Annotated in this window: 24 protein-coding genes and 1 riboswitch; of the genes, 22 read left to right on the top strand and 2 right to left on the bottom strand. The window is 40.1% G+C overall.

What is annotated here, in order from left to right; genetic code table 11:
- Positions 1–627: 627 nt before the first annotated feature.
- The 13 genes from ahpC (at position 628) to ACSR9O_RS09460 (ending at position 14,844) form a co-directional block, all read left to right on the top strand.
- Positions 628–1,191, top strand: a complete 564-nt coding sequence (gene ahpC / locus ACSR9O_RS09400) for an alkyl hydroperoxide reductase subunit C (protein WP_034308115.1) — start codon at positions 628–630, stop codon at positions 1,189–1,191.
- 178 nt (positions 1,192–1,369) lie between these two features.
- Positions 1,370–3,016: an FAD-dependent oxidoreductase gene (locus tag ACSR9O_RS09405; RefSeq protein ID WP_101222459.1), complete on the top strand. Its 1,647-nt coding sequence runs from the start codon at positions 1,370–1,372 to the stop codon at positions 3,014–3,016.
- Between the two features lie 158 nt (positions 3,017–3,174).
- Positions 3,175–4,335: a D-alanyl-D-alanine carboxypeptidase family protein gene (locus ACSR9O_RS09410; protein WP_434167350.1), complete on the top strand. Its 1,161-nt coding sequence runs from the start codon at positions 3,175–3,177 to the stop codon at positions 4,333–4,335.
- On the top strand, positions 4,328–4,921 hold the full coding sequence (locus ACSR9O_RS09415; protein WP_101222457.1) for a nucleoside recognition domain-containing protein: 594 nt from the start codon (positions 4,328–4,330) through the stop codon (positions 4,919–4,921). Before ACSR9O_RS09410 ends, ACSR9O_RS09415 begins: the two co-directional genes overlap by 8 nt.
- Before the next feature lie 13 nt (positions 4,922–4,934).
- Positions 4,935–5,462, top strand: a complete 528-nt coding sequence (locus tag ACSR9O_RS09420) for a spore maturation protein (RefSeq protein ID WP_397315852.1) — start codon at positions 4,935–4,937, stop codon at positions 5,460–5,462.
- 303 nt (positions 5,463–5,765) lie between these two features.
- Positions 5,766–6,506, top strand: a complete 741-nt coding sequence (gene rluB, locus ACSR9O_RS09425; RefSeq protein ID WP_034308106.1) for a 23S rRNA pseudouridine(2605) synthase RluB — start codon at positions 5,766–5,768, stop codon at positions 6,504–6,506.
- Between the two features lie 208 nt (positions 6,507–6,714).
- A complete protein-coding gene (resA, locus tag ACSR9O_RS09430) occupies positions 6,715–7,245 on the top strand; it encodes a thiol-disulfide oxidoreductase ResA (RefSeq protein WP_144478468.1) in 531 nt (176 codons plus the stop codon).
- Between the two features lie 18 nt (positions 7,246–7,263).
- Positions 7,264–8,913, top strand: coding sequence for a cytochrome c biogenesis protein ResB (resB, locus tag ACSR9O_RS09435; RefSeq protein WP_101222454.1), 1,650 nt, complete (start codon positions 7,264–7,266; stop codon positions 8,911–8,913).
- A complete protein-coding gene (gene ccsB / locus ACSR9O_RS09440; RefSeq protein WP_101222453.1) occupies positions 8,906–10,084 on the top strand; it encodes a c-type cytochrome biogenesis protein CcsB in 1,179 nt (392 codons plus the stop codon). Before resB ends, ccsB begins: the two co-directional genes overlap by 8 nt.
- Positions 10,085–10,380: 296 nt before the next feature.
- Positions 10,381–11,097: a response regulator gene (locus ACSR9O_RS09445; RefSeq protein ID WP_101222452.1), complete on the top strand. Its 717-nt coding sequence runs from the start codon at positions 10,381–10,383 to the stop codon at positions 11,095–11,097.
- Positions 11,094–12,887 (top strand): ATP-binding protein, encoded by a 1,794-nt coding sequence (locus ACSR9O_RS09450; RefSeq protein ID WP_230177092.1) that lies wholly within the window; start codon positions 11,094–11,096, stop codon positions 12,885–12,887. The genes ACSR9O_RS09445 and ACSR9O_RS09450 overlap by 4 nt, the downstream gene beginning before the upstream one ends.
- 207 nt (positions 12,888–13,094) lie before the next feature.
- Positions 13,095–13,655 (top strand): RNA polymerase sigma factor SigX, encoded by a 561-nt coding sequence (sigX, locus tag ACSR9O_RS09455; protein WP_230177091.1) that lies wholly within the window; start codon positions 13,095–13,097, stop codon positions 13,653–13,655.
- Positions 13,621–14,844, top strand: a complete 1,224-nt coding sequence (locus ACSR9O_RS09460; protein WP_230176965.1) for an RsiX family anti-sigma factor — start codon at positions 13,621–13,623, stop codon at positions 14,842–14,844. Before sigX ends, ACSR9O_RS09460 begins: the two co-directional genes overlap by 35 nt.
- Before the next feature lie 132 nt (positions 14,845–14,976).
- On the opposite strand, the gene serA is transcribed toward ACSR9O_RS09460, so the two are convergent.
- Positions 14,977–16,551: a phosphoglycerate dehydrogenase gene (gene serA / locus ACSR9O_RS09465; RefSeq protein ID WP_491724313.1), complete on the bottom strand. Its 1,575-nt coding sequence runs from the start codon at positions 16,549–16,551 to the stop codon at positions 14,977–14,979.
- Between the two features lie 341 nt (positions 16,552–16,892).
- Positions 16,893–17,028, top strand: a riboswitch (FMN riboswitch).
- 163 nt (positions 17,029–17,191) lie between these two features.
- Between serA and ACSR9O_RS09470 the strand changes: the two genes are divergently transcribed.
- Entirely contained in the window at positions 17,192–17,773 is a 582-nt protein-coding gene (locus ACSR9O_RS09470; protein ID WP_101222448.1) for an ECF transporter S component, read from the top strand.
- A 125-nt stretch (positions 17,774–17,898) separates the two neighbouring features.
- Here the strand turns inward: ACSR9O_RS09470 and ACSR9O_RS09475 are convergent, their stop codons facing one another.
- Positions 17,899–18,147: a ferredoxin gene (locus ACSR9O_RS09475; protein WP_034308087.1), complete on the bottom strand. Its 249-nt coding sequence runs from the start codon at positions 18,145–18,147 to the stop codon at positions 17,899–17,901.
- A 290-nt stretch (positions 18,148–18,437) separates the two neighbouring features.
- On the opposite strand from ACSR9O_RS09475, the gene ACSR9O_RS09480 reads away from it, so the two are divergent.
- From ACSR9O_RS09480 to ACSR9O_RS09515, 8 genes are all read left to right on the top strand, one after another.
- Positions 18,438–19,499 (top strand): YpbB family protein, encoded by a 1,062-nt coding sequence (locus tag ACSR9O_RS09480; protein WP_230176964.1) that lies wholly within the window; start codon positions 18,438–18,440, stop codon positions 19,497–19,499.
- A gap of 2 nt (positions 19,500–19,501) precedes the next feature.
- A complete protein-coding gene (locus tag ACSR9O_RS09485; protein ID WP_230176963.1) occupies positions 19,502–21,004 on the top strand; it encodes a RecQ family ATP-dependent DNA helicase in 1,503 nt (500 codons plus the stop codon).
- Positions 20,994–21,620: a CPBP family intramembrane glutamic endopeptidase gene (locus tag ACSR9O_RS09490; protein ID WP_101222445.1), complete on the top strand. Its 627-nt coding sequence runs from the start codon at positions 20,994–20,996 to the stop codon at positions 21,618–21,620. Before ACSR9O_RS09485 ends, ACSR9O_RS09490 begins: the two co-directional genes overlap by 11 nt.
- A complete protein-coding gene (locus ACSR9O_RS09495; RefSeq protein ID WP_491724314.1) occupies positions 21,598–22,380 on the top strand; it encodes a LysM peptidoglycan-binding domain-containing protein in 783 nt (260 codons plus the stop codon). Before ACSR9O_RS09490 ends, ACSR9O_RS09495 begins: the two co-directional genes overlap by 23 nt.
- A gap of 142 nt (positions 22,381–22,522) precedes the next feature.
- A complete protein-coding gene (locus ACSR9O_RS09500) occupies positions 22,523–22,981 on the top strand; it encodes a YpbF family protein (RefSeq protein ID WP_034308074.1) in 459 nt (152 codons plus the stop codon).
- Positions 22,982–23,075: 94 nt separating this feature from the next.
- Positions 23,076–23,891 (top strand): metallophosphoesterase, encoded by an 816-nt coding sequence (locus ACSR9O_RS09505; RefSeq protein WP_491724315.1) that lies wholly within the window; start codon positions 23,076–23,078, stop codon positions 23,889–23,891.
- A gap of 98 nt (positions 23,892–23,989) precedes the next feature.
- Positions 23,990–24,883, top strand: coding sequence for a MerR family transcriptional regulator (locus ACSR9O_RS09510; RefSeq protein WP_101222441.1), 894 nt, complete (start codon positions 23,990–23,992; stop codon positions 24,881–24,883).
- 89 nt (positions 24,884–24,972) lie between these two features.
- Positions 24,973–25,548: a genetic competence negative regulator gene (locus tag ACSR9O_RS09515; RefSeq protein WP_101222440.1), complete on the top strand. Its 576-nt coding sequence runs from the start codon at positions 24,973–24,975 to the stop codon at positions 25,546–25,548.
- Positions 25,549–25,739 lie beyond the last annotated feature (191 nt).

Below are 25,739 nucleotides of genomic sequence, written 5' to 3' on the forward strand. Positions count from 1 at the left end.
TCAATTCAATGAAGATGACAGTAAAAACCATAAAGACCGGAGAGCTTTTTTCGACCCGCAGCACTGTCGTGGGACGTTAACGCAGTTTATCGACCTAAACTACACTTTATTCGACCTACCTCGCACAGTATTCGACCGTCGAGGCACTATATTCGACCGTTCACAAATTTTTTTCGACCTTCACCTTACTATTTGGAATCCGAACAACATTTTGCCACCAAACTGAAACGAGCCGTAAAGGTTCGTGTTTTTTTGCCTGAAATTTTGTATCAAGAATTTTTTAGGGAAATTATGGCAAGGATATAAAGGAGAACCTGCTAATTTAATTTTAAAGCGACTTATGATTCTCATTTGGATATTATAATTAGATTGAAAGGGAGATGATATCATCTCACGAAATAGTGAGTACATGTCTTATTGAAATCCTTGAAATAACATTGGAAATGTGTTATTACTGCATATCTGAAGTACTATGGGTTTTTAAAAATAATTAATTTATATCAATATAAAAACTGTGACCAATTTGTGAACTTAAAAATTATTAAGGTATATTTATTGACTAGTTTCTATTTAATAATTATTATAAATAGGAGCAGATAAAAAAATTAGCTATTGGAGGAATTTATTATGTCATTAATCAATAAACAAGTTGAAGATTTTAAAGTACAAGCTTACCATGCAGGAGAGTTCAAAGAAGTTACACTTGAAGATGTTAAAGGAAAATGGGCAGTATTCTTTTTCTACCCAGCTGACTTCTCTTTCGTATGTCCAACTGAATTAGCTGATCTTCAAGATAACTATGAAACATTCAAGGAAATCGGTTGTGAAGTTTACTCAGTTTCAACAGATACTCATTTCAGCCACAAAGGATGGGCTGATGCTACTGATACAATCGGTAAAATCCAATATCCAATGCTAGCTGACCCGGCAAACGTTTTATCCCGTCAATTCGGTGTATTGATTGAAGAAGATGGCTTGGCTCTACGTGGAACTTTCATCGTAAATCCAGAAGGACAAATTAAAGCATACGAAGTCAATGATTTAGGAATTGGCCGTAATGCAGAAGAACTTGTAAGAAAAGTTCAAGCTGCACAATTCGTAGCGGAACATGGAGATAAAGTTTGCCCTGCAAAATGGACTCCAGGTGAAGATACACTTGAACCAAGCCTAGACCTTGTAGGTAAACTTTAATTTTTAATGGGAGGGTCCGTTTCTAAAGGTAATGGACATACCCAGCATTGATTACGATTACTGGACAATTCGTCCGACATGATCTAATGACAAAAGGCACTTACCTAAAATAAGTGCCTTTTGTTTTTCAAAATAATCATTTTAGCACGTTATAATCATTCAGCAAGGAGCACAAAAGATGAAAAAAATATATGATTTATTAATTATTGGTGGCGGTCCTGCAGGCCTCTCAGCAGGTGTTTATGCAGGAAGAGCCAAGCTAAAAACAATAATCCTAGAAAAAGGAACTGGCGGCGGACAAGCTGCAACTACGTCGGAAATAGCCAATTATCCTGGTATCCGTCATATATCGGGCCCTAGGTTAGTTGAAGAAATGAAGCTTCAAAATGAAGATTTTGGCGTTGAGTTCGCCAAAGCCGATGTAACGGGCGTGGATTTCTCCGGTGAGGTGAAAGTCGTAAAAACCCTTGGAGGGGACTACCATGCACGCGCAGTCATCATTGCAACGGGTGCTTCTCCAAGAACACTAGGATTTCCAGGTGAAGAGGAATTTACCGGCCGCGGTGTAGCTTATTGTTCAACATGTGATGGTGAATTCTTTGAAGGGTTGGAAGTTTTCGTTATCGGGGCAGGATATGCAGCTGCTGAAGAAGCTATTTTCCTGACACGCTTTGCAACAAAAGTTACAATCATCGCCCGGGAATCAAGCTTCTCGTGTGCCCCGTCCATTGTTGATAAAGTAATGGCAAATGATAAGATTGAAGTGAAATTCAATACGGAAATCCTTGGGGTATATGGAGACGGGATGATTCAAAGTGCCCGTTTCATCAATAATGCGACTAAAGAAGAGTTTGAATATAAGGCGAAGGAAGAAGACAGTACGTTTGGCGTATTCGTTTTCATAGGTTACGAGCCGAAAACAGAGATTTTCAATGGCCATATCGAAATGGATGATGCTGGTTACATTTTAACCGATGATGATATGAAGACTAGTGTGAAGGGTGTTTATGCAGCGGGCGACCTAAGACCCAAATCCTTGCGCCAGATTATCACAGCTGTATCTGATGGAGCGATTGCAGCAACGGATGCCGGTAAATATATTGCAGAAGAAAAAGATCGCCTGGGAATCAAAGATGAACCTGAAGTTGAGAAACCGGCGAAAAAAGAACAGGCCGCTGTCCCAGCAGGCAAGAGCGCTTTATTGAGTGATGCGTTACGTGGCCAATTAAAGGGAATCTTCGGCAAGATGGAGAGCGACGTTACATTAGTGTCCATCGTCGATGAAAGTTTGCCAAAATCAGTCGAATTGCGAGACTTCTTGTTGGATGTTGCGGAATTAGGAGATAAGCTCCATCTTGAGTTATACAACAAAGGGGAAAATACGGAAATTGAAGAAAAAATCAATGCAGATAAGTTCCCTGTCGTTTCCCTCTTAAATTCGAATGGTGAATACAGTGGCGTCAAATACCACGGTGTACCAGGCGGCCATGAGTTGAATTCCTTCATTCTGGCTATCTATAACCTGGCCGGACCTGGTCAAGCATTGGATTCAGTCGTATTGAATTCAATCAAGGGTATCAGTAAAAAAGCGAACATTAAGGTTATGGTTTCATTGGCATGTCACTACTGTCCTGACGTTGTAGTGGGCGCTCAGCGCATAGCGATTGAAAACCCTAACGTTGAAGCTGAAATGGTCGATATAAGCAATTTCCAGGAAATCAAGAAGAAATATAAAGTCATGAGCGTGCCGGCCATGATCATCAATGATGAAGAAGTGGTATTCGGAGCTAAGAAAATTGATGAAATCGCTGCATTATTAGTATGATAGAACACTAAATCGATAGGGGTCCCCTATCGATTTTTTTTATGGGAAATCACTGAGAAAATCAGTGGATGACATGAAGGATTACATTCTTTTATTCATAACCCTTGTCCCTTTGCATAAACTTGTACAAAAACAAGTAAAGAGACGAGGGGGCACTCATGCGTTTTCCATATAAAGGGTTATCAAGTTTGTGTATCGTCATTCTCCTGTTGTCTTTTATGGCTCCTGTACAAAGCGCCAAAGCAAATGTATCCGTAAGTGCCCATAGTGCGATTTTAATGGATGAGGATAGCGGAAGGGTCATTTATGAAGTGAATGCCCATGAAAAGAACCGTATTGCAAGCATTACGAAAATAATGACGGCTATCTTGGCTATTGAATCGGGACAAATGGATGAAAAAGTGAAGGTAAGCAGCAATGCCTTCGGGACGGAGGGCTCTTCCCTTTATTTAAAAGAAGGAGAAAAAATTAAGCTCGAAGATTTGGTTTATGGCTTGATGCTTCGTTCAGGTAATGATGCAGCAGTCGCGATCAGCGAAAAGGTTGGCGGAAGCCTGGATGGATTCGTCTGGATGATGAATCAAAAAGCTGAAGAAATCGGAATGAAAAATACCCATTTTTCAAATCCGCATGGTTTGGATAATACGAAGAACCATTATTCAACCGCATATGATATGGCCATACTCACTCGTTATGCCATGCAAAATAAAACGTATGTAAAGATTGCCGGCACAAAGGAACACAGGGCACCTAATTCCACAGAACAATGGGATTATGTATGGAAGAACAAAAACCGTTTGCTTACACAACTATATGAGTATTGCACAGGTGGGAAAACAGGTTATACCAAACTAGCAAAACGTACCTTGGTCACGACGGCAACAAAAAACGAACATGACCTGATTGCTGTGACATTGAATGGCCCGGATGATTGGAATGATCATATTCAAATGTACGAATCCGCCTTTAAGGATTATAAGCCGACAGAAATTTTACCCGAAGGCATGGTAAAAAATATGGAAAATGAAATATATAAAGGGCATGTCTACATTAAAAATGATTTTTCGTACCCACTGACAAAAGAAGAGAGAGAAATGGTCAATGTGAAAATGAAATTGCTGAAGCCCCAGAAGGCTTGGAAAGATAAAAGGAAAATCCCGGAAGTGGTTGGCAGAGCATCCATCTATCTCGATGGAAAGAAAATAGGCACTCGTTCGATTTTTTATGGGGAAGCAAAAGAAAGCTTCAAGCAACAATCATTCCAATCTTCATGGGCTGAGGTATTTGAAGCGGTATTGGGAATCGGACGAAATGGTTAATTACATTTGGTTCGGGATGTTTGTGATCGGTATTGTCTTTGGCATGGTTAATGGGACGATGGAACAGGTGAATGAAGCTCTTTTTGTCAGCGCAAAGGAAGCGGTCACCCTTTGTCTGGGATTGATGAGCATACTAGTTTTTTGGCTGGGCCTGATGAAAATAGCGGAGGAGTCGGGGCTGTTAGATAAACTATCCAACTTGTTCAAGCCATTCATGAGATGGCTGTTCCCAGAAGTTCCTCCTAATCATCCCGCTATGGGGTATATACTTTCCAATATGATGGCAAACACATTCGGATTGGGGAATGCAGCTACGCCTCTTGGTATAAAAGCCATGGAACAGCTAAAGAAACTAAATGGAGGAAAAGCAACGGTCAGCCGCTCGATGGTCACTTTTTTAGCAATCAATACCTCAAGCGTAACGTTGATTCCAACTACTGTCATTGCGATCCGCATGAATTACGATGCCCACTCCCCGACGGACATCGTTTTTCCGACCATAATAGCAACGGCCATTTCTGCCGTTGGAGGAATCGCGATAGATCGATATTTTTATTACAGGAGAAAGAGGAACGGGAGGGAATAGGATGTTGCACTGGATGACCACCATTTCGATTTGGATGATACCGATTTTGATACTCTGCATATTACTCTACGGCACATTGAAAAGAGTTCCCACCTATGAGACCTTCGTTGAGGGGGGGAAAGAAGGAATCAGCATGTCTTTTTCCCTCATCCCTTTCCTGGTAGGGATGCTTGTGGCGATTTCAGTATTTAGAGCATCAGGGGCGTTGGATTTCATTGTACAATCACTGCAGCCCTTGCTTTCCTTTCTTCATTTTCCGTCTGAGGTTTTACCCCTTGCGATTATTAGACCAATATCCGGAACCGCCGCTTTAGGAATCACCAGCGACCTGATATCGGTTTATGGACCGGATTCCTTTATTGGGCGCTTGGCTGCCACGATTCAGGGAAGTACAGATACCACCTTCTATGTATTGACCGTTTATTTTGGAGCCGTCGGAATCAAAAAAATGGGTGATGCCCTTAAGGTCGGCCTATTGGCAGACTTGATCGGAATCATAGCTGCCGTTATTGTCGTCACACTGGTTTTCGGTATGAATTAAAGGTAGGGAAATGGGCGATTCCATTTCTTTTTTTTTTGTCTTTTTTCTTAAAATTAGTCCTCCATTAATAGGGTTCATTCAAAATTTCATCAAAAGAAACATTTTTTTGTATGGAAAAATAAGCTATGTTACACTCATTATGGAAACCAACCCATTTAACCGTCCCATTATTGGTGTAATAATAAAAGAAAAGCTCTTAATAGCGAAAAACCTTTTGTTTTTGCCTCTCAATATGTAATAATTGTATGATTGTGTATGTATAGACAATAACAAACGAATGATTATACTATGGGGTGAAGATAGATGGAACGATTACAAAAGGTGATAGCACATGCTGGACTGGCTTCCCGCCGTAAAGCAGAAGAGTTGATTTTAGAAGGTAAGGTAAAAGTGAACGGCAAAGTAGTGAAGGAATTAGGTGTGAAGGTAGGGCCTAATGATAAGGTCGAGGTTAATGAAGTCCCGCTTGAAAAAGAAGCCCCGGTTTATTTCCTATTCTATAAACCGCGCGGCGTCATTTCGGCAGTTTCTGATGATAAGAACAGAAAAGTCGTAACGGACTTTTTCCCTTACATCAATGAACGGATTTATCCAGTTGGCCGATTGGATTACGATACTTCGGGCTTATTGATTTTAACGAATGACGGAGAATTTGCAAACACGTTAATGCATCCGAAGCATGAAGTGGATAAAGTGTATGTGGCAAAAGTGAAAGGAATGCCTTTGCGTGAAAGCTTGAAAAAGCTGGATAAAGGTATCAAGTTGGAGGATGGCAAGACTGCTCCAGCCAAGACAAGGGTATTGTCTACCGACAAGAAAAAGGAAACGGCCATCGTTGAAATCACAATACATGAAGGCAGGAACAGGCAAGTCCGCCGGATGTTCGAAGCAATTGGCCATCCCGTCATTAAATTGAAGAGGGAACAATATGGTTTCTTGACATTGGACGGTTTAACAGCAGGAGATTCCCGGGAGCTGACTCCACATGAAGTTAAATTAATGCGGACATTAGCAACGACCGAACCTAAACAGCGGAGAATGTAGACAAGATTTTTTCCTGTATTGATAGGTTGAAACCACTACCCCATTCTTCTCCTGGAAGAATGGGTGGTGGAAAACAACCTGTAAATACCTTTTCCTTCATGAATCGGGAAAGAATGTCACAAAACCTTCAGAAATGTAAATAAAAAGGACATGGCGTTAAATGGTATAATGGTATGGTTAAATTTAGTGTGGCCTTAGGAGGATCTCTATGGATAAGAAGAAGCGACGCCTAATTAGCAGAACCATCATTCTCCTGCTTTTAGGTGCAGCTTTAGTGTTTGCCCTTTATACGAACTTCACTAAAGATAAGAATGAAAGCCTGAGAAAAGGATCCGATGCACCCAATTTCGTCTTGACTGATATGGAAGGCAAAGAGCATAAACTTTCCGATTACAAGGGAAAAGGCGTCTTCCTGAACTTTTGGGGTACATATTGCAAGCCGTGTGAATATGAAATGCCTTATATGGAAAATCAATATAAAAACTTTAAAGACCAGGGCGTTGAGATATTGGCGGTTAATGTCGGAGAATCTGACTATGCTGTCAATAATTTCATTACAAAGCATGATCTTACCTTTCCTGTCATGATCGATAAAGGTAGGGAAGTGGAAAATGCTTATCGCGTGGATATATTGCCTGTCACCTTTTTGGTTGATAAAGAGGGGAAAGTGATAGATATCATCACTGGAGCTTTGACAGAAGAGAGCATCCAAAAGCATATGGAGAGAATTAAACCATAATATTGGGGAGTTTTTGACATGAAAGAAGTAAAATGCGATTGTGGTCATGTAAATCCGTTTGGCACAAAGATTTGTGGGAAATGCGGTATGGTGCTTGATAACGAAAAAGAGAACAAGCTTATTGATATGAGATATGAAGGAAGTGCCAGGCGTTCACAAACATATAAAAAAACGATCATCGATAAAATATGGAACTTCTTTTCTTCCGTTAAGGTCGGGGTGACGCTCATTGTCATTGCCTTGATCGCTTCGGCTATCGGGACGATTCTACCCCAGGAAATGTACATTCCTTCAACAGCTACGCCTGCAGAGCATTATGAACTGGAATACGGCTGGTTCGGAATGGTGTATTATGAACTCGGGTTTCATAACTTGTATAGCTCATGGTGGTATTTGATTATCATAGGCATGCTGGGCATATCACTATTGATTGCCAGTATCGACCGGTTCTTTCCGTTATATCGATCGTTAAAAAAACAAGGGGTCACACGTCATGACGGGTTCATGAAACGTCAGCGGATTTATGGGGTGACAAAGCTTGAAGACCAAGATATAAACCTTGAAGGAGTAAAGGATAGACTAAAAAGGCAGCGTTATCATATACGAGAGGAAAACGGTCATATACTTGCCGAAAAGGGTCGTTTTTCACGTTGGGGACCCTATGTAAATCATATTGGACTTATCATTTTCTTAATTGGAGCATTATTGCGTTCCGTCCCTGGGATGTATATCGACAAAGTACTTTGGCTGCGTGAAGGCGAGAGAAAAGAAATCCCGGGTACAAATGGTGAATACTACCTCCAGAATAATGAATTTACCTTAGAGGTGTATGACAAAGAGAATGAAGAAGATGAGCAGTACAGTGCTGCAATTGATAAAACCGGTACGATCGCAAAAACCTATCAATCCGATGTTACGCTCTATGAGCGCAAGGGAGAAACCTTACCAGGGGAAAAAGTGGACCTTGATAAGCTTAAAGATTACAAAATCAAAGTCAATGAACCTCTGAAACATGATCATTATGCTCTCTACCAAGTAGACTATAAATTGGATGAGCTCAGTACGATGGCTTTTAATTTGATAAATAAAAAAACCGAAGAGAAATATGGCAGCTTAAAGGTTGATTTGAATAATCCTCAAAAGAAATACGAGTTGAAAGAAGGATATTCCGTTGACTTGATCAGTTACTTCCCAGATTTCGAGTTCGATGAAAAAGGCGAGCCTAGAACGATATCGAAGATTCCGAATAATCCAGCATTTATCTTTAAAATGCATACTCCGGATAAGCCAGAGGGTGAAGTCAGTTTCGTGGCGATTAAGGAGACTGTGGAGCCCTTAGGGGAAAACACTTATAAAATGGCTTTTAATGGTGTGGAAACCCAAGATGTCACGGCTTTGACCGTCAGGAAGGATTTAACGCTTTGGATCCTATTCACTGGTGGGATCATCTTCATGATCGGCGTTGTCCAAGGGTCTTATTGGAATCACCGGCGTATATGGATTAAGAGGAAAGATGATGAGATACTTTTGGCCGGCCATACAAACAAAAACTGGCATGGCATTAAAAGAGATATAAAACAAGCGATAGAATCAACATCACTTTCCGAACCAATGGATCAACTTGAAGAGGAGAAATCTTCTAGTAAGGGGGAAGTTTTAAATGGCTGAATTAAGCAGTAACCTTTTATATGCCGCTTTCATTTTATATCTGATCGCTACCTTTTTATTTGGGGGATCGATCAAGGATAAACGCGGGGCGGAGGAAAAGAAACAAAACAAATGGGCTAAGCTGGGCATTTTCATTACCATTATCGGATTTGCAGCGCAAATTGGGTATTTCATCACAAGATGGATTGCTGCAGGCCATGCCCCGGTAAGTAACCTGTTTGAATTTACGACCTTTTTCGGAATGATGCTGGTCGGTGCTTTCATATTAATTTATTTTCTTTATAAAACACCTGCCCTTGGGCTATTCGCTTTACCGATCGCATTATTGATAATCGCTTATGCAAGTATGTTCCCAACAGAAATTTCGCCACTCATTCCTGCTTTGCAGAGCGATTGGCTTCATATTCATGTTACGACTGCTGCGGCAGGACAGTCAATCCTTGCCATAAGTTTCGTTACTGCCATCATTTATTTAATCAAATTCGTCGATCAGACACAATCAAGCAAAAGAACGTTCTGGCTTGAAGCCATCATGTTTACATTAGTCTGCACCCTCGGTTTCGTCATCATCACTTCTTCTTTTGCTGCCATGGATTATAAGGCAAATTTTGATTGGGTCGATAAACATGGTGCCGAGGTCAAACAGGAATTCAACCTGCCGGCATTGGTAGGTCCCCATGAAGGGAAACTTATCGAGACGGATCGGTTTGAACCTCTGGTGGACATGCCTGCACTGATCAATGCCAAGAAACTGAATACTGTAATTTGGTCAATCGGTGCGGGACTCGTCCTGTATGGTTTAATAAGGTTGATCGCTCGCAAAAGAGTGGCGGCATTGATTAAACCGATCGTTAAAAATGTGAATTTGAATTTATTGGACGAGATTAGTTATCGTTCGGTCCTTATCGGTTTTCCGATCTTTACACTCGGTGCCCTCATTTTTGCAATGATCTGGGCTCAAGTGGCCTGGACACGATTCTGGGGCTGGGATCCGAAAGAAGTCTGGGCACTGGTTACTTGGTTGTTTTATGCGGCTTTCTTGCATCTCCGCATGTCAAAGGGGTGGCAAGGGGAAAAATCAGCTTGGCTTGCCGTAATCGGTTTTGCCATCATAATGTTTAACTTGATATTCGTAAATCTTGTTATTGCTGGTTTGCATTCATATGCTTGATTCTGTATTGTAATATTTAGATGAAGGGGGTCTTTTGATAGAAACGTCGAGGAGTAGGCTTATCGATTTTTCTGGAAAATGCCCCCTTTTTTGTCGCTCCCTTTAATAAAACAATATTTCGTTGAAATAGCATTTAAGAATTCTAAGTGGGCGGTCAAAGTCTTTTTTTGTGACAAAATGGTGAAAGGTTCATGGAAGCCATGCGAAATACGCTCTTTATCGTACTTTGTGAGGAAAAAGTATTAGTCATGGAAGTTTTCATTTTGTAGAATATATGATAGGAGGCTGATTACATAATGTATAACGCTATTAAAATTCTCGTGGTGGATGATGAGGAAAGAATCCGCCGGCTGTTAAAGATGTATTTGGAAAGAGAAGAATACATGATCGATGAAGCTGAAAATGGAGATGTGGCTTTAACAAAAGCCCTTGAAAATGATTATGATTTAATTTTATTGGATATTATGATGCCTGGTAAAGATGGAATCGAAGTTTGCCGTGAATTAAGGGAAAAGAAAACGACACCGATTATCATGCTGACTGCTAAAGGTGAAGAAGTGAACCGCGTTCAAGGGTTCGAAGTGGGTACCGATGATTATATCGTAAAGCCTTTCAGTCCGCGTGAAGTGGTGTTAAGGGTTAAGGCTTTATTACGTCGATCATCAAGCACAAGTTACATGCAGACGGAAACGACGGCGAAAGATGTGATCGTCTTCCCACATCTAACCATTGATAATGATGCCCACCGTGTACTTGCAGATAACAAAGAGGTTTCATTAACACCAAAAGAATATGAATTATTATATTTCTTGGCGAAATCCCCAGATAAGGTTTTCGATCGGGAGCAATTGTTAAAAGAAGTGTGGCACTATGAATTCTTTGGAGATCTTCGAACTGTAGACACGCATGTTAAACGCTTACGTGAAAAATTAAACCGCATATCCGAAAACGCAGCCAAGATGATTGTCACCGTTTGGGGTGTAGGTTACAAGTTCGAAGTCGTTAATGACTGATGCTATGGGGCAGTGTTGTAGGGAAGCTATGGGCAACGATCCTATTGCTCGTGTCGTTTGTATTAATCGTGTTAACTGTTCTGCTGGTCGAATTCTTTGAGAATTTCCAAATTGAAAATATTGAAAATGATTTAACCAAAACCGCTGAACAAATCATAAAGGTTACCAATGAACATCAGGGATCCAGCAATGAGGTTTTACAAATAGCTTCGGAACTAATAGGCAACGAAGCGAAAATGATCATTCTAAATGATGACAAAATGATATTCTCGTCCATCGGAGGAGATAAGGAGTTCGAAATCACACCGGAACTCATAAAAAATGATTCCGAATTACTCAAGGTTTTTACGGAAAGAAAGACTGTGAAAAAGGAAATGTCGCTTTCCGATGATGCGGGTAACGAGGAATTGTCAGCAATCGTAGTAGGCATTCCACTTGAATTGAATGGAGAACAGGATGAGGTATTTCTATTTCAATCGTTGGAGTCCATGGAAGAAACCACAAAATCCACTACACAGTTCATTTTATTGGCAGCAGGCATCGCCATTATTTTGACAACGATTTTTGCTTTCTTTTTATCCACAAGAATCAATGCCCCATTGGTGAAGATGAGGGAAGCCGCTCTAGCGATTGCCCGGGGGAAATTTGATACAAAGGTTCCAATTCTGACTCAAGATGAAATCGGTGAGCTGGCCATAGCGTTTAATCAGATGAGGAAGCAGCTGAAATTCAATATGAATGCACTTAGTCAGGAAAAGGAACATCTCTCAAGCATTCTTAGCAGTATGGCAGATGGGGTCATTACCTTCAATAAAGATGGCACAATTCTTGAAACGAATCCGCCTGCGGAAAGGTTCCTGCAATCCTGGTACTTTGAAAAGGGCTATAACCGGGAAGATAATGTGAATGTCCCGTTGGTTTTAATGAATCTTTTTGATGAATCAGAATCCTTCGATAAGGAGAAGGTCGGTGAAATTACCTTGCAGGGCCGAGATTGGGGATTGATTGTCAGTCCCCTATACACAAATGCCGACAATATTCGGGGAGCGGTGGCCATCATACGGGATATGAGTGATGAAAGACGTATGGACAAACTTAGGACTGATTTCATAGCTAATGTCTCGCATGAGTTAAGAACGCCGATTTCAATGTTGCAGGGATATAGTGAAGCGATCGTAGATGACATTGCGAGCAGTGAAGAGGAAAAGGTGGAAATGGCCCGCATCATCTATGATGAGTCTTTGAGAATGGGACGGTTGGTCAATGATCTGCTCGATCTTGCTAAATTGGAATCGGGTAAAATGAACCTTAGCTATGAATGCGTACCTATTTCTCCTTATTTAAAGAGGATTACAAGTAAGTTTTCCGGGCTAGCTAAAGAAAAAGGGATCACAATTTCAGCCAGTCTTGAAGATGATCAAATTCAATGGCATTTCGATCCGGACCGTATTGAACAGGTTTTGACCAATTTAATTGATAATGCGATTCGTCATACTCCTCCAGGAGGTAACATTGATGTCATTCAGAGGACAAGTGATCGAAGGGGTCTGATCATTGATGTGAAGGACTCTGGATCTGGAATTCCCGAAGAAGATTTACCTTTTGTATTCGAGAGGTTTTATAAAGCGGATAAAGCAAGGACCCGCGGGCGTTCGGGCACCGGATTGGGTTTGGCAATCGTAAAAAATATAATCAATGCCCATGATGGCTTCATATCGGTAAACAGTTTACCTGATAAAGGGACAACGTTCAGTTTTATCCTGCCTCGAATTTTGGAGAATGCTGAATGAATGACGGGTGGCTTGCCAAAAAATCTTGTTTCATAAGGAACTGAGAAGACAAAGGCAATTGGATTTCTTTCCAACTTGCCTTTGTTTTTTTTTAGGAAAGTCCCGAATATGTGGAAATTAACGGAATTTTATAATAATATAAAAGCCGAAGTATGTAACTTTTATTTAGGATTGACGACTATATTTATGAACGGATGTGGGGAAATGATGGATTCCGTTTTCCACGATCTTTATGAGAAATATCATCAGGAAATTTATCAATTCATTTTTTATATGACCAAGAATCGAGAAACGGCTGAGGACCTTGTTCAGGAGGTCTATATCCGGGTGATGAAGGCCTATGAACGCTTCGAAGGTAAGAGCAGTGAAAAAACGTGGATGTATTCGATTGCTAGAAATGTGACGATTGATTACTTTCGGAAACAAAAAGGGTGGAAAGACAAAATCTTTCCCAACTTTGAATGGGATAGGCAATTGATAAAAGATAAAGAACCCATTCCCGAAGAAGTGGCTATCATGAACGATGAAATCCAAGATATTTATCAATGCCTAAACCGGTGTACCACGAATCAAAGATCCGTCATCATTTTACGATATATTCAGGGATTGTCCATTACGGAAACTGCTGAAGTATTGAATTGGAGTGAAAGTAAGGTAAAAACAACCCAGCACCGTGCTTTGAAGGCTATTAAAAAGTTGATGGAGGATTTATCAGGAAAGGAGGGCCACCGCATTGAGAAGGTCCCGTTGGAAAGAAAGCGAAATTGAAGACTTGCTCCGAGAGCTTCCGAAATTTAAAGATGACCGAGCCAAGGCAGAGGTGTTTGCGAGAATACATGATAAAAAGAGAAAGAAACACTGGATACCTCTAATTGCGGGTTTTGCCTCCTTATTCTTAATGGTTGTTTTGGCATCATCGTTAATTATCGAAAAAAAAGGAACGACAAGTCAAGAGGACAGCGGAAGTAGTGGGAAATTATCTCTATCTGAAAATAAGGAAACGGCAGATCATGAACGGCAGGATGCAAGCAACAAAGAAATTCCTCCAGAAGATAAACAGGATTATCAAGAGTTTTCGAGTAAGCAAGCAAAAATTGAATCTAAAGACGAGGTTTCAGAAATGGAACCCGGAAAAGGGAAAAAGGAAAAAAACTTTGCACAAGCGATTTATCAAAATGACCTTAACGATGCATCGATCATTACGATGGGGATCCCAGATGATCAAATGAATTTCATCGTTCCCATTTCAATTAAACTCAAACATTACGATCAAAGTGATACATTGAAACAGTTAGTTAATCAAATGTCCGACATCAATGAAGAGCAATATGGGCTATCTGATTATTTTCCACTTGATATAAAGATTAGCCAAGGAAACGATACGGCCACTGCTCATATTGACTTTCAAGAAAAAAGCCAACTATTGGATGAAGATACACTTTTTCTCCATTCGTTGGAGGAAACTCTTTCCTATAATAATATAGAGAAAATGACATTTTCTACAGATGGTGAGCAAGGTGCCATGTTTGCGCATGCGGGATATTTAAAGGAGTTGGATATACCTCATCAAAAAAATCGCACATACCTGCTTTACCAGAAGGATGAGTCCTCCCCAAGGTTTCTTGTTCCAAGCAATATGGGATATCAGGACTTTGAGGAAGCGCTGCAGGCTGGAAAAGGGGAGGCAGACATCGAGGGAATTTCACCTGCAATCCCGCCTGACCTGAAATGGGAAAGGATAAGCTCGAATGGAGATCTTGTGATCATTCAATTATCAGATCAAGCTGCTATTGAAAATAGTGAGGAATCCCTTCAAGCTTTAGAAGCCATCCTCTTCATAGCTAAGGATTTTGGTTTTGAAAAAGTGAAGTTTGAAAATGCTCCAATTGAAGAGGTAGGCCAGCTGAATTTAACTGAAGACATATTGGTGCCCAAAGCTCCGAACCAAGTAAATTGATGCAGCGGGCTAAGATTTAATAAATATGAAGGTTTTTCATATGTTGGTGCGTTATAAACACACTGTCCATGGTAAGCAAAAGCCCCTTGCATTCACAGAAAAAGTGCCCGCGCTGACGGGCACTTTTTTGTCTTATAATGAAATACGGGCCATGAATGTAATTTCTTCTGTTTCCATTAAAAATTGTTTCATGTTATCTTCCAATGGTAAATCAAAGCTCAAAACCATGATGGCTTCCCCGCCAGCTTCTTTACGGCCAACCTGCATGGTGGCGATATTCACTCCGTGATCACCCAGGACCTTACCTACGTTACCGATTACACCAGGTTTATCGGTATGCTGGATATAAAGTAAATTCGGTTCTGGATGAAAGTCGATTTTGAAACCATTCAAACTTACAATTCGAGAACCGTAATTTTCGATATAGGTCCCACTGATTGTTAATTCACGGTGGTCACCTTTTACTTTAAGGCTGATCAAATTCGAGTAACCTAAAGAGTCCGTAGAGATTTTTTCACCAACGGTTATGCCACGCTCTTTTGCGATCAACAAGGCATTCACTTCATTTACAGATGCATCGACTCTTGATCTGAAAAAGCCGGAGATTAGACTTTTTGTAAGAATCGCTGTATCGAAATCCAATGATTCTCCGGCATACGTAACGGAGATTTCCTGAATTCCTTCATTCATGCACTGAGAAACAATGGATCCCATTTGCTGGACAAGTTGATAGAATGGCTGTACCTTTTCAAACACTTCTTTAGATATGGCTGGCAGGTTGATCGAACTTGAGACTGGATTTCCTTCGAAATAGGTCAATACCTCCTGGGCAACCTGTACGGCAACATTTAATTGGGCTTCTTTAGTTGAAGCACCCAGATGAGGTGTAGCAATGACGCTATCCAGTTCAAGCAGTTTATGGCCAATTGGAGGTTCTTCGACGAAAACGTCCAGTGCCGCCCCTGCGACATGTCCTTGAACTAACATTTCATATAAATCATCTTCGTCCAGAATACCGCCCCGGGCGCAGTTAAGTACATAAACCCCTTTTTTACAGGTAAGCAGTTTTTCTTTATTGATTAATCCTCTAGTTTCATTCGTAAGTGGTGTATGAACAGTAATGATGTCTGCTTTAGGAAGCAATTCATCTAACGGCAGGGCAGTTACGGACATTTTCTTTGCACGATCGACAGTAAGGAACGGATCATAGACAATGACATCCATGCCGAATACCTTAGCGCGTTTGGCAATTTCCCCTCCGATACGTCCAAAGCCAACTATTCCTAATGTTTTACCACGAAGTTCAGTACCCGTATATGAAGAACGTTTCCACTCCCCATTCTTCAGTGAAGCATAAGCTTGCGGAATGTGGCGCATTAATGAAGCCATCATGGCGAATGTATGTTCAGCTGTTGAAATGGTGTTGCCGTCAGGTGCATTAACCACGACAATCCCGCGTTTTGTCGCCGAGGGGATATCTATGTTATCTACACCGACACCAGCGCGTGCTATAATTTTTAGCTGCGGCATACGGTTCATTAAATCCTCTGAAACCTTCGTAGCACTTCTTACAAGAATTGCATCAATCTGATCAAGTTCGTTTGCAGCTTCCTCTACGGTCTTTTGAATGAGATGAATATTGGATGCCTCAGATAGCGGTCCGAGTCCTTCTGGTTTAATGGCGTCTGCTACTAAAATCCGATACACGACTTAACACCTTCCTAGGAAAAAATTATCTTAAATTTCAGTTAATTTTACAATTGAAATGCTGAATATGTCAATTTGGCTTAACCGGATGTAAGCGCTTAATAGAATGGTGATCTTCTGATCATCTGTTTAATGTCGCGATATAAATGGCTTCATCAAGGATTGAATAGTATAAAAAATAATTTTCATTATTTCGAATTTTCATTTTGTGTATCCACTATTTATTTTAAGCCATTCACTGTGATGATCGATATTCATCCTGAATGAATCAACTGAGAAAAAAAGTGCTATCAAAAAACAAGTAATTCAGATATAATGGGAAGTATAAAAAAATTTTATAGATCTATCTTCGGGGCGGGGCGCAATTCCCCACCGGCGGTGATGAAGAGTTTCTTCTTCTAAGCCCGCGAGCCTTACAAGGCAGGATTTGGTGCGATTCCAAAGCCGACAGTATAGTCTGGATGGGAGAAGATGGAGGTTCCTGAGTGCGTTTCAACAGTTATTTGCTGAACGTTTGTTTGATGTAACCTTTAATTTATCCCTTTAATTCTATTGGAATTAAAGGTTTTTTTATTGAACATCAACATATGGAACCCTAACCTCTTTTTCAGGTAGATCGGAAAAAGAAGGAGAGAGACCTATGAAAAAGAACAAAGTGAAAAAAACGGTCACACTTGCCATGATGGGAAGCATTTCTTATTTATTGATGCTTTTAAATTTCCCGTTTCCGGGATTCCCGCCTTTTCTCAATGTTGATTTTAGCGACATACCAGCACTGATGGCGGCATTAATTTTCGGACCGATGGCTGGAATTCTAGTCGAGTTCATTAAGAACCTATTGGATTTAGTCATGACAGGGACCTTGACTGCTGTACCTGTGGGGCATATCGCTAACTTCATAGCCGGAATACTGTTTGTCTTGCCGACTTATTATGTATTTCAGAAAATCAATTCAAAAAAAGGGATGACATTCGCTTTACTTGCGGGAACAGTTTCCATGGCAGTATTCATGAGTGTTTTAAACTATTATGTCTTCTTACCGGCTTATACCTTCTTTATGGGATGGGATGCAATGTCGGCACCCGAGTCAAGAAAGCTCGTTACGACGGCAATCTTGCCTTTCAATGTGATAAAAGGCGTACTCATCACATCCGTATTCATGTTGCTGTTCATTAAATTACAGACATGGATCAATAAACAAACATTATATAAAAATGCTTAATGGCATTAACGATAGAAATAAAAAACAACCGGATATTCGTATTCGGTTGTTTTTTTATGCCTGTTTCATTTTGGGATGGGGAGATGGCAAAAAAAAGCCATTTTCGATTGAAAATGGCTTGTACGTTATTCGAATTTAAGTGCATCTCCGTCAAATGCCTCGTCAGCAACTTTAATAGAATCCGTTGGGCATCCTTCAAATGCATCCATCATGTCATCTATAAGTACATCAGGAATTTCAACGATTCCCTCGTTATCGTCAAGGGTAACAAATGCAATCCCTTCGTCATCGTAATCATATATATCTGGTGCCGCTGCTCCGCAAGCTCCACAAGCTATGCATGTTTCTTTATCCACAATAGTAAATTTAGCCATGAATATAACCCCTCCTAAGTTGATTGACAACTGATAATCTTTTTATTTCAGATTATTATCTCTTTCTTATTGTAAGACCGAATGCCAAACTTTTCAATAGAAATTGTATTGATAATAACTATCATGTAGCACAATGTCAACGGAAAACATCGAAATACTTAACTTGGTTCTTTCCATGATTCGTCATTTAGTCACATAATTTTCCTTGTATTCATCAATAATAACGGCGATTTTTGCAGTTATTTGTTACAATGGGTTTATTGGTTAAATGAAACAAGGATGTGAGTCCCATGAATAATTATCTACAGGCCATCATTCTATATGCGATAAAAAAATTTCAAGGCGAACGCTCCATTTATGCTATATACCATATGCTGCAGGGGAAGAAATCGTCACAAACAATCCAGGATGCCCATTTATTCGGGCTAACGGATATTTTTGGGACAATACCTCGATTTACCCGTCAGCAATTAAATCAAAACATTGAACATTTACTTAAGCATGACTTGATTAAATTAACGGATAAACCAGATGCATATGAAATTAGTATGCAAGGTGAAGGAATGTTAGTCGATTACTTTAAAAATAATCCTTTTCCGGCGTATATTAATGGTTGGAAATATCACAATATCACCCCGGTTTTCTGGGGAAGGTTAAACTTACTCATTCAAACCATATCCCATATTGTCCACAATGAAAGACGTTTTTATCCGATACAAAGAAATCCCAAAATCCAATTCTTCGTAAAGGAATTTTTACATGCCAATCGTCAGGATCGAGCATTGATTGCCCAACATCTATATGATGAACTGATATCCCTTTTAGAAAGTCAAAGTGATATGAAACGAGACATATTCATTTTGAAAATAACCGGGATAAACAGGATTGGACTTACGTTTGAACAGATTGCAAAAAGGAAGGATGTAGAAGAAGAGTATGTCCGCTTTACATTCCTTGATTCATTGCATCAAATGCTTGCTGAAATGGAAACGGGAAAGGATTACCCTCTCTTGTCCACATTAACAAATGATTGGAAAAGTAGTGGGAATCCTCATTTGACACAATCTACACAGGCTACTTTACGATACATCCATGAAGGGAAAAGTCTGGGTGAAATTGCTGAAATCCGCAGATTGAAAGTCAACACCATCGAAGATCACCTCGTAGAAATTGTCTTATCGGACAAGAGTTTTCCGATTTCAGATTATGTGAATATCGAGGATGAGAGGAAAATTGCTGAAGCTATTAAGGAACTTGGAACAAAAAAGCTTAAAGCAATCAAGCAGATGGTCGATAATAAAGAGATAAGCTTTTTCCAAATAAGACTTGTACTTGCGAAAATAGGTGAGTGATGATGAATATAGAACGAGTCCTCAAAGAAAAATTCGGTTTTGATGAATTCCGTCCTGGACAAAAGGAAGTGGTTGAATCATTGATGTCCGGCAATCATACCTTAGCGATGCTACCGACCGGATCAGGTAAATCATTATGCTACCAGCTGCCGGCTTATCTTTTAAATAAGACTGTCCTAATTGTCTCCCCATTATTATCATTAATGCAGGATCAGGCAGATCAGCTGAAGATGAGTGGCGAAAAAAGTGTATTGACCCTCAACTCTTTTTTGACATTAAATCAAAAAAGGAAAGCTTTCGACCGGTTGCATAGTTATCGTTTTATCTTTTTATCTCCTGAAATGTTAAGCCTGGATGGTGTAATAAAATCCTTGAAATCCATAGATATAGGTTTGTTCGTCATAGATGAAGCTCACTGCATCTCACAATGGGGGTATGATTTCCGTCCGGATTATTTGAATTTAGGAGAAGTGAGGAGTGAATTGAACAATCCGTTGACTCTTGCCCTGACTGCAACTGCAACCGCTGAGGTCCGGAGGGACATCGTTGGTAAACTCAATATTGAGCCGGTCAATGAAACAGTCTCATCTGTTGATCGGGAAAATATCGCAATTATTGTCGAGCGAATGTTCAGCTACGATGAGAAGCTAGCACGTGTGCTGGAGCTTGTCAGGAAATTTACCGGAAGCGGGATTATTTATTTTTCCTCTAAAAAAGTGGCGGAATCTGTCACAGGATTTTTACAGGAAAACGGGATTGATAGTGTCAATTATTATCACGGTGGAATGGAACAGGAACAAAGGATGCTGATTCAGCAGCAATTCATTTCTGGCCAGTTAAAGATTATATGTGCAACAAGTGCTTTTGGAATGGGTGTGAATAAATCCGATGTCAGATATGTTATCCATTTTCATATCCCATCGACGATGGAAGCATATCTTCAGGAGATAGGCAGGGCGGGACGGGATCGTAAGCAAAGTGTGGCTGTCTTATTATATAGCGAAGGGGATGAAGGGCTTCCGCTGCATTTGATGGAGCAGCAGTTGCCTTCGGATTCGCAAATCGATGGTGTATGTTCTTTCCTTAATGCATCACAAAAGATTCCGGTGAATTTGACCCTTTCAGAAAAAGAACAGCTGTCTCAATCCTTTTCGTTAAACGAAGTCCAGCTGCGTTTTTTTACCCAGTTTACGGGTAATAACCTACATCAAGTGGCTGCGATGAAAGAGTATTGTCAAAAGAGGAAATCCAGGAATCAAGAAAAGCTGCATAACTTCCTGCACTGGATCTATGCACCGGAATGTCGACGTTTAGGAATACTGGACTACTTTGGAGAAGAGCATCGGGAAGTGAATCCCATCTGTTGTGATATTTGTGGGATGGATACCGAAAAAATGGCTGATGTATGGCCGGAAGTCAAGGTGGATCCGGTCAATTCCTTTTCCTCGTGGAAAAAGGAATTGGCTTATATCTTATTAAAGAAGGAATATGGCAATGAAAAATAAGCAAGCTGAAATGATTAAACAACTTACAGATAAACAGTTGCTATTTAATTTGTTTCTTACACAAATTATTCTCTTAACGTTAGCCATCTTTTTAGGTATTATTTTATTTAAAGACCGTTCTGCCTTTTTCGACTTATTTATCTATGATGACCTGAACATTTTGCTGATTGGAATTCCCGCAGGAGTCATTGTCGTGCTATTTGACTTATTGCTTATGAAAGTGACACCCTCTTCCTATCAGGATGATGGTGGTATTAACGAACGCATTTTCAGTAATTTGTCATACCCGATGATTTTTGTCGTAGCTTTAGTGGTGGCGATTAGCGAAGAATTATTATTCCGTGGAGTGCTGCAAACACATTTTGGTTTGCTTCTTACGAGCCTCATTTTTGCAGCCGTCCATTATCGTTACCTTTTTAATTGGTTTTTATTTTTGAATGTTTTGGTTTTAAGCTTCTTTATCGGTTTTCTATTTGAAATGACTAATAATATCATCGTGACGATTACGGCCCACTTTTTGATTGACTTTATCCTTGGTATTTTAATCAGGAACAAAAAGCAAAGAGGGTTGAGCAAGAAAGGGGGTGACTTGAATGAGCCGGGTACAAAAGAATGAAAAAGAAAATGATCAGGCTGGTGAACTTCGTTCGCGAATTGAACGTCAGAAGGCTAAATCATCATTGCCCAAGCGCAGCAAAGTCCACCAGAATAAAAAGAAAAAAAGTAAAGTGAAGATTAAGTTCCCAATGATACAATTATTAGCGTTATTTTTTATTTTGCTTCCAATTGGATTTTATACCCTTTATACATATCTGCAGGATAGGCCTGTACCTGTTACTAAAAGTGACCAAATCGTCTTAAAAGAGGAAGATAAAGAATCGATTCCAACTACAGCAACGGCAGAGGACTTAAAGGAAAAAGAGTCGGCAAAGGCTGAAGTGGAGAAAGAGAAAGAAGAAGCTGAGGCTAAAGCCAAAGCGCAGCAAGAAGCTGAGGAAAAAGCCAAGGCAAAGCAAGAAGCTGAAGAAAAGGCTAAAGTGCAGCGAGAAGCTGAGGCTAAAGCCAAAGCGCAGCAAGAAGCAGAGGAAAAGGCCAAAGCACAGCAAGAAGCAGCGGAAAAGGCCAAAGCACAGCAAGAAGCTGAGGAAAAGGCAAAGAAAGCAGCAGCAGAAAAGAAAAATGTACAAGCCGCTAAACCGGATAAAGAGGGATACAAAGTTGTCTTACATACTGTTCAAGGTGAAGAAACATTATTTCGCATTTCCATGAATTACTACAAATCACAGGAAGGGATTGCTCTGATCAGGGAGTGGAATGGGCTGAATGGCAATGAAATTTCCAAAGGTCAAGTATTGAAAATTCCAATCAAGAAATAATGATGGCACTCTGTCTTTTATAGGCAGGGTGTTTTTAAAATTGTTTGACTCGGTAAGTATGAAGGCAATCGTGTCAGGTACATTATCATTTTTTTCTCTACTCTTTCATATCATGATTTGAAAGAGCAGAGGAGGAAATGCGATGGAATCGACAATCATTTTACTGGATGAGAAAACGGATCAAGCAACAAAACAAATGCTGCAAAATGTCGTGGATCGGAAGAAAAAATTCGAGGCACTTAAAAAGAAGCACCTTCAAAGCTTATGGGCAACCATGATTGTTGCTGTCCTTTTTATGATTTATCTTTATTTTTATATCGTTGTACCTTATTCCTATTCCTTTTTCAGTATGTTTAGTGTTTTCGTCGACCATTTTAGCCATTTCCTTTTTTTGGCGGCAGCAATTGGTCTATATGGATATATGGTTTTAATTAAAAAAAAGCTAGATAAAGCTGAAAAGGAGTTTCAACTGCTACGCTGTGAAATCATTAATAAAAGTAAGCAATTGTGGGAAAAAGAGGAAGAATGGAAAAATCGCCATAAGGTTTTTGAAATGATGAAGAAGAATTATGATATTAACTTATATCATGAAAATAAATGATGTTCGCGTTAAATCATATTTAATTGCGGGTAATACCGTTTTATGGTTATATGAAAGTACGTTTGGATAAGGATGGAAAGAAGGTTTAACGAAGATGTTATGGTTATCTGGATTATTTTTAATCATCATCCTGCTGTCATTTGCCACAATCTTTTACATGTGGCGTACGGCTATGCAAGATAGGGTGATTTCTCAAGACCTATATTTTAAAGACTTTCCTGAAGGCTTTGGCGATGTGCGGATTTTTTTTATATCCGATCTTCATCGGCGAATCGTTGCGGATAAATTGATTGAGGAAACACGTGACAAGGCAGATTTGGTGATAATCGGCGGTGACATTAGGGAAAGCGGGGTTCCCTTAGAACGTGTGGAAAAAAATTTATTGAAACTAAAAGAACTTGGTCCCCTTTATTTTGTTTGGGGTAATAATGATTATGAAGGCGACTTCCATGAACTGGATGCGACTCTTTTGAAACATGGGGTGAAGATCCTTGATAATACAGCTGTTTCTTTTGAGTCTCAAAATGGCAGTAAAATCGCTCTTCTGGGCATTGATGATATATCGGAAGAACGTGATAGGCTTGACCTTGCCCTGTCGGATTGCGGGAATGAAGATTTCCGGATTTTGGTGAGCCATAATCCATTGGTGAAGAAACAGTTGACTCCGGAACACCATATTAGTCTTGTCCTGTCAGGTCACACCCATGGCGGGCAGATTCGCATATTCGGATTCGGGCCCTATCAAATCGGAAGCGTTAAAAAAGAGGGGGACTGTATATATATGACGAGTAATGGCTATGGGACAAGCGCAGTGCCTTTAAGGCTTGAAGCTAAGCCTGAAACGCACCTCTTCACCCTGAAAAGGGGGACGGACACTGAAATAGGCGAAGCTGTGGAAAAAACCTATTAGGCTGCTTTTAAGCGAGCATACCGGGATTTTACAGACCTTGAAAAATCCACTATAATTTCATCAAATGATCGTACAGTTATTGGAGGCCTTGTAAAACCATGCAAGAAGGTAAATATAATATAAAGGCAGTATCAAAACTGCTGGACATTCAGTCGGGAACCCTTAGGGCTTGGGAAAGGCGCTATAAATTTATCGAACCTGTCAGGAATGAATCGGGGCACCGGCTGTATACTGAAAAACATCTGCAAATCCTTAAGTGGCTCATTACTAAAACAAAGCAAGGTTTTACAATAAGCCAAGCCGTTTCACTTCTCGAAAGTACAGGCACTCTAGCGCCTGGAGTTCCTGAAACGAACCGTAAGGATGAACAAACGGTTAAGTTATCGGATGAATTGATTGAAGCTCTATTAAATTTCAATGAAAATAAAGCCCATATGCTGATAAGCCAAGCATTCAGTATGTATACAATCGAACAAACCATAGTTGAAATACTCGGTTCAATATTGGTTCAGATTGGGGATAAGTGGGAAAGGGGAGAAATTACTTCCGCTCATGAACACTTTGCGTCGAACATCCTAAAATCCAGGATCAGTTCAGTCATGCATGCGATTCCGACTAATGGTTTCCTTCCGAAAGCCCTTACCGTTTGTGCTCCCGGTGAAAAACATGAATTTGGACTGTTGGTCTTCACCATTTTTTTGAAGCGGAAAGGGTATGAAACCATTTATTTAGGTGAATCCATTGCTGATAAGGACCTTTTCACCGTTTTAAACATCATAAAGCCCTCATACCTATTCATGTCATGTTCACTGAAAGAGAATCTTGATGGAACATTTATGCTGCTTGAATCGTTAATAAAGGATTTCCCGGATTTGAAGGTGGGTCTTGGCGGTGCGGCGCTGAGCGATATATCCGAAGAAAACCGTACGGCCTTCAGCGGAGTTTTAATGGGGGACACGCAATCTAAATGGGAGGAATGGCTGAAAGGTTAGCTGCGCCGCTTAGGCGAAATAATGGATATGCACCCTGCGACCAAGGCTTCATATGATGTATGAAGATGGTAACCAGGGGGCATTTTTTTATGAAGCTGGAGCGATTAACCAATAATAAAATCAAGATTTTTTTGACCCTTGATGATTTAATTGATAGAGGCATTACAAAAGAAGATATTTTAGGGAATTCCTTAAAGGTCCACAAGCTATTTCAGGATATGGTCGAAGAAGCATGCGAAGAACTCAGCTTTAAAATGAGTGGCTCCATTGCAATTGAAATTTTCTCCTTGCCTGCTCAAGGATTGATAATCATTGTGACAAAGGACGAAGAGGAATTATTGACAGATGAAGAGGAGTACTTGGATTTACAAGTGAAAATTGATGACTTCCCCCATATTCTGTATGTTTTCAATGACTTTGAAGATATCGTCCAATTATCTCACAGGTTATCTTTTCAAGGTTTGCTTAAAAGTACTCTTTATCATTTTGAGGGAAGATACTATTTACTTATCGAAAATGTTAAAGACACCACCTACGACACGGTCATATCCTTAGCGGCTGAGTATGGCCATGCATCTACATTGACACTCTGCCGCATCAACGAATACGGAACATGTATAATCGAAAATGAAGCGATACATGTTTTGCTCACACACTTCAGTTGATGTAAAACGAATGAGACAAGGCAGCCACATTAGGAAAAAACAATGCGGTTTGCCTTATTTGTCTCAGCCCTCGGCCGAAGAAGATATACGGTTAAAGTGTATGAAAACAGTTGATATGATAACGTTTTCATTTTTAGAATATTTCCAACTTTTAAATTCCCATTTTTACTCTTGCATATCTGTATCGAAGG

It is taken from the genome of Peribacillus sp. B65, from assembly GCF_058513295.1.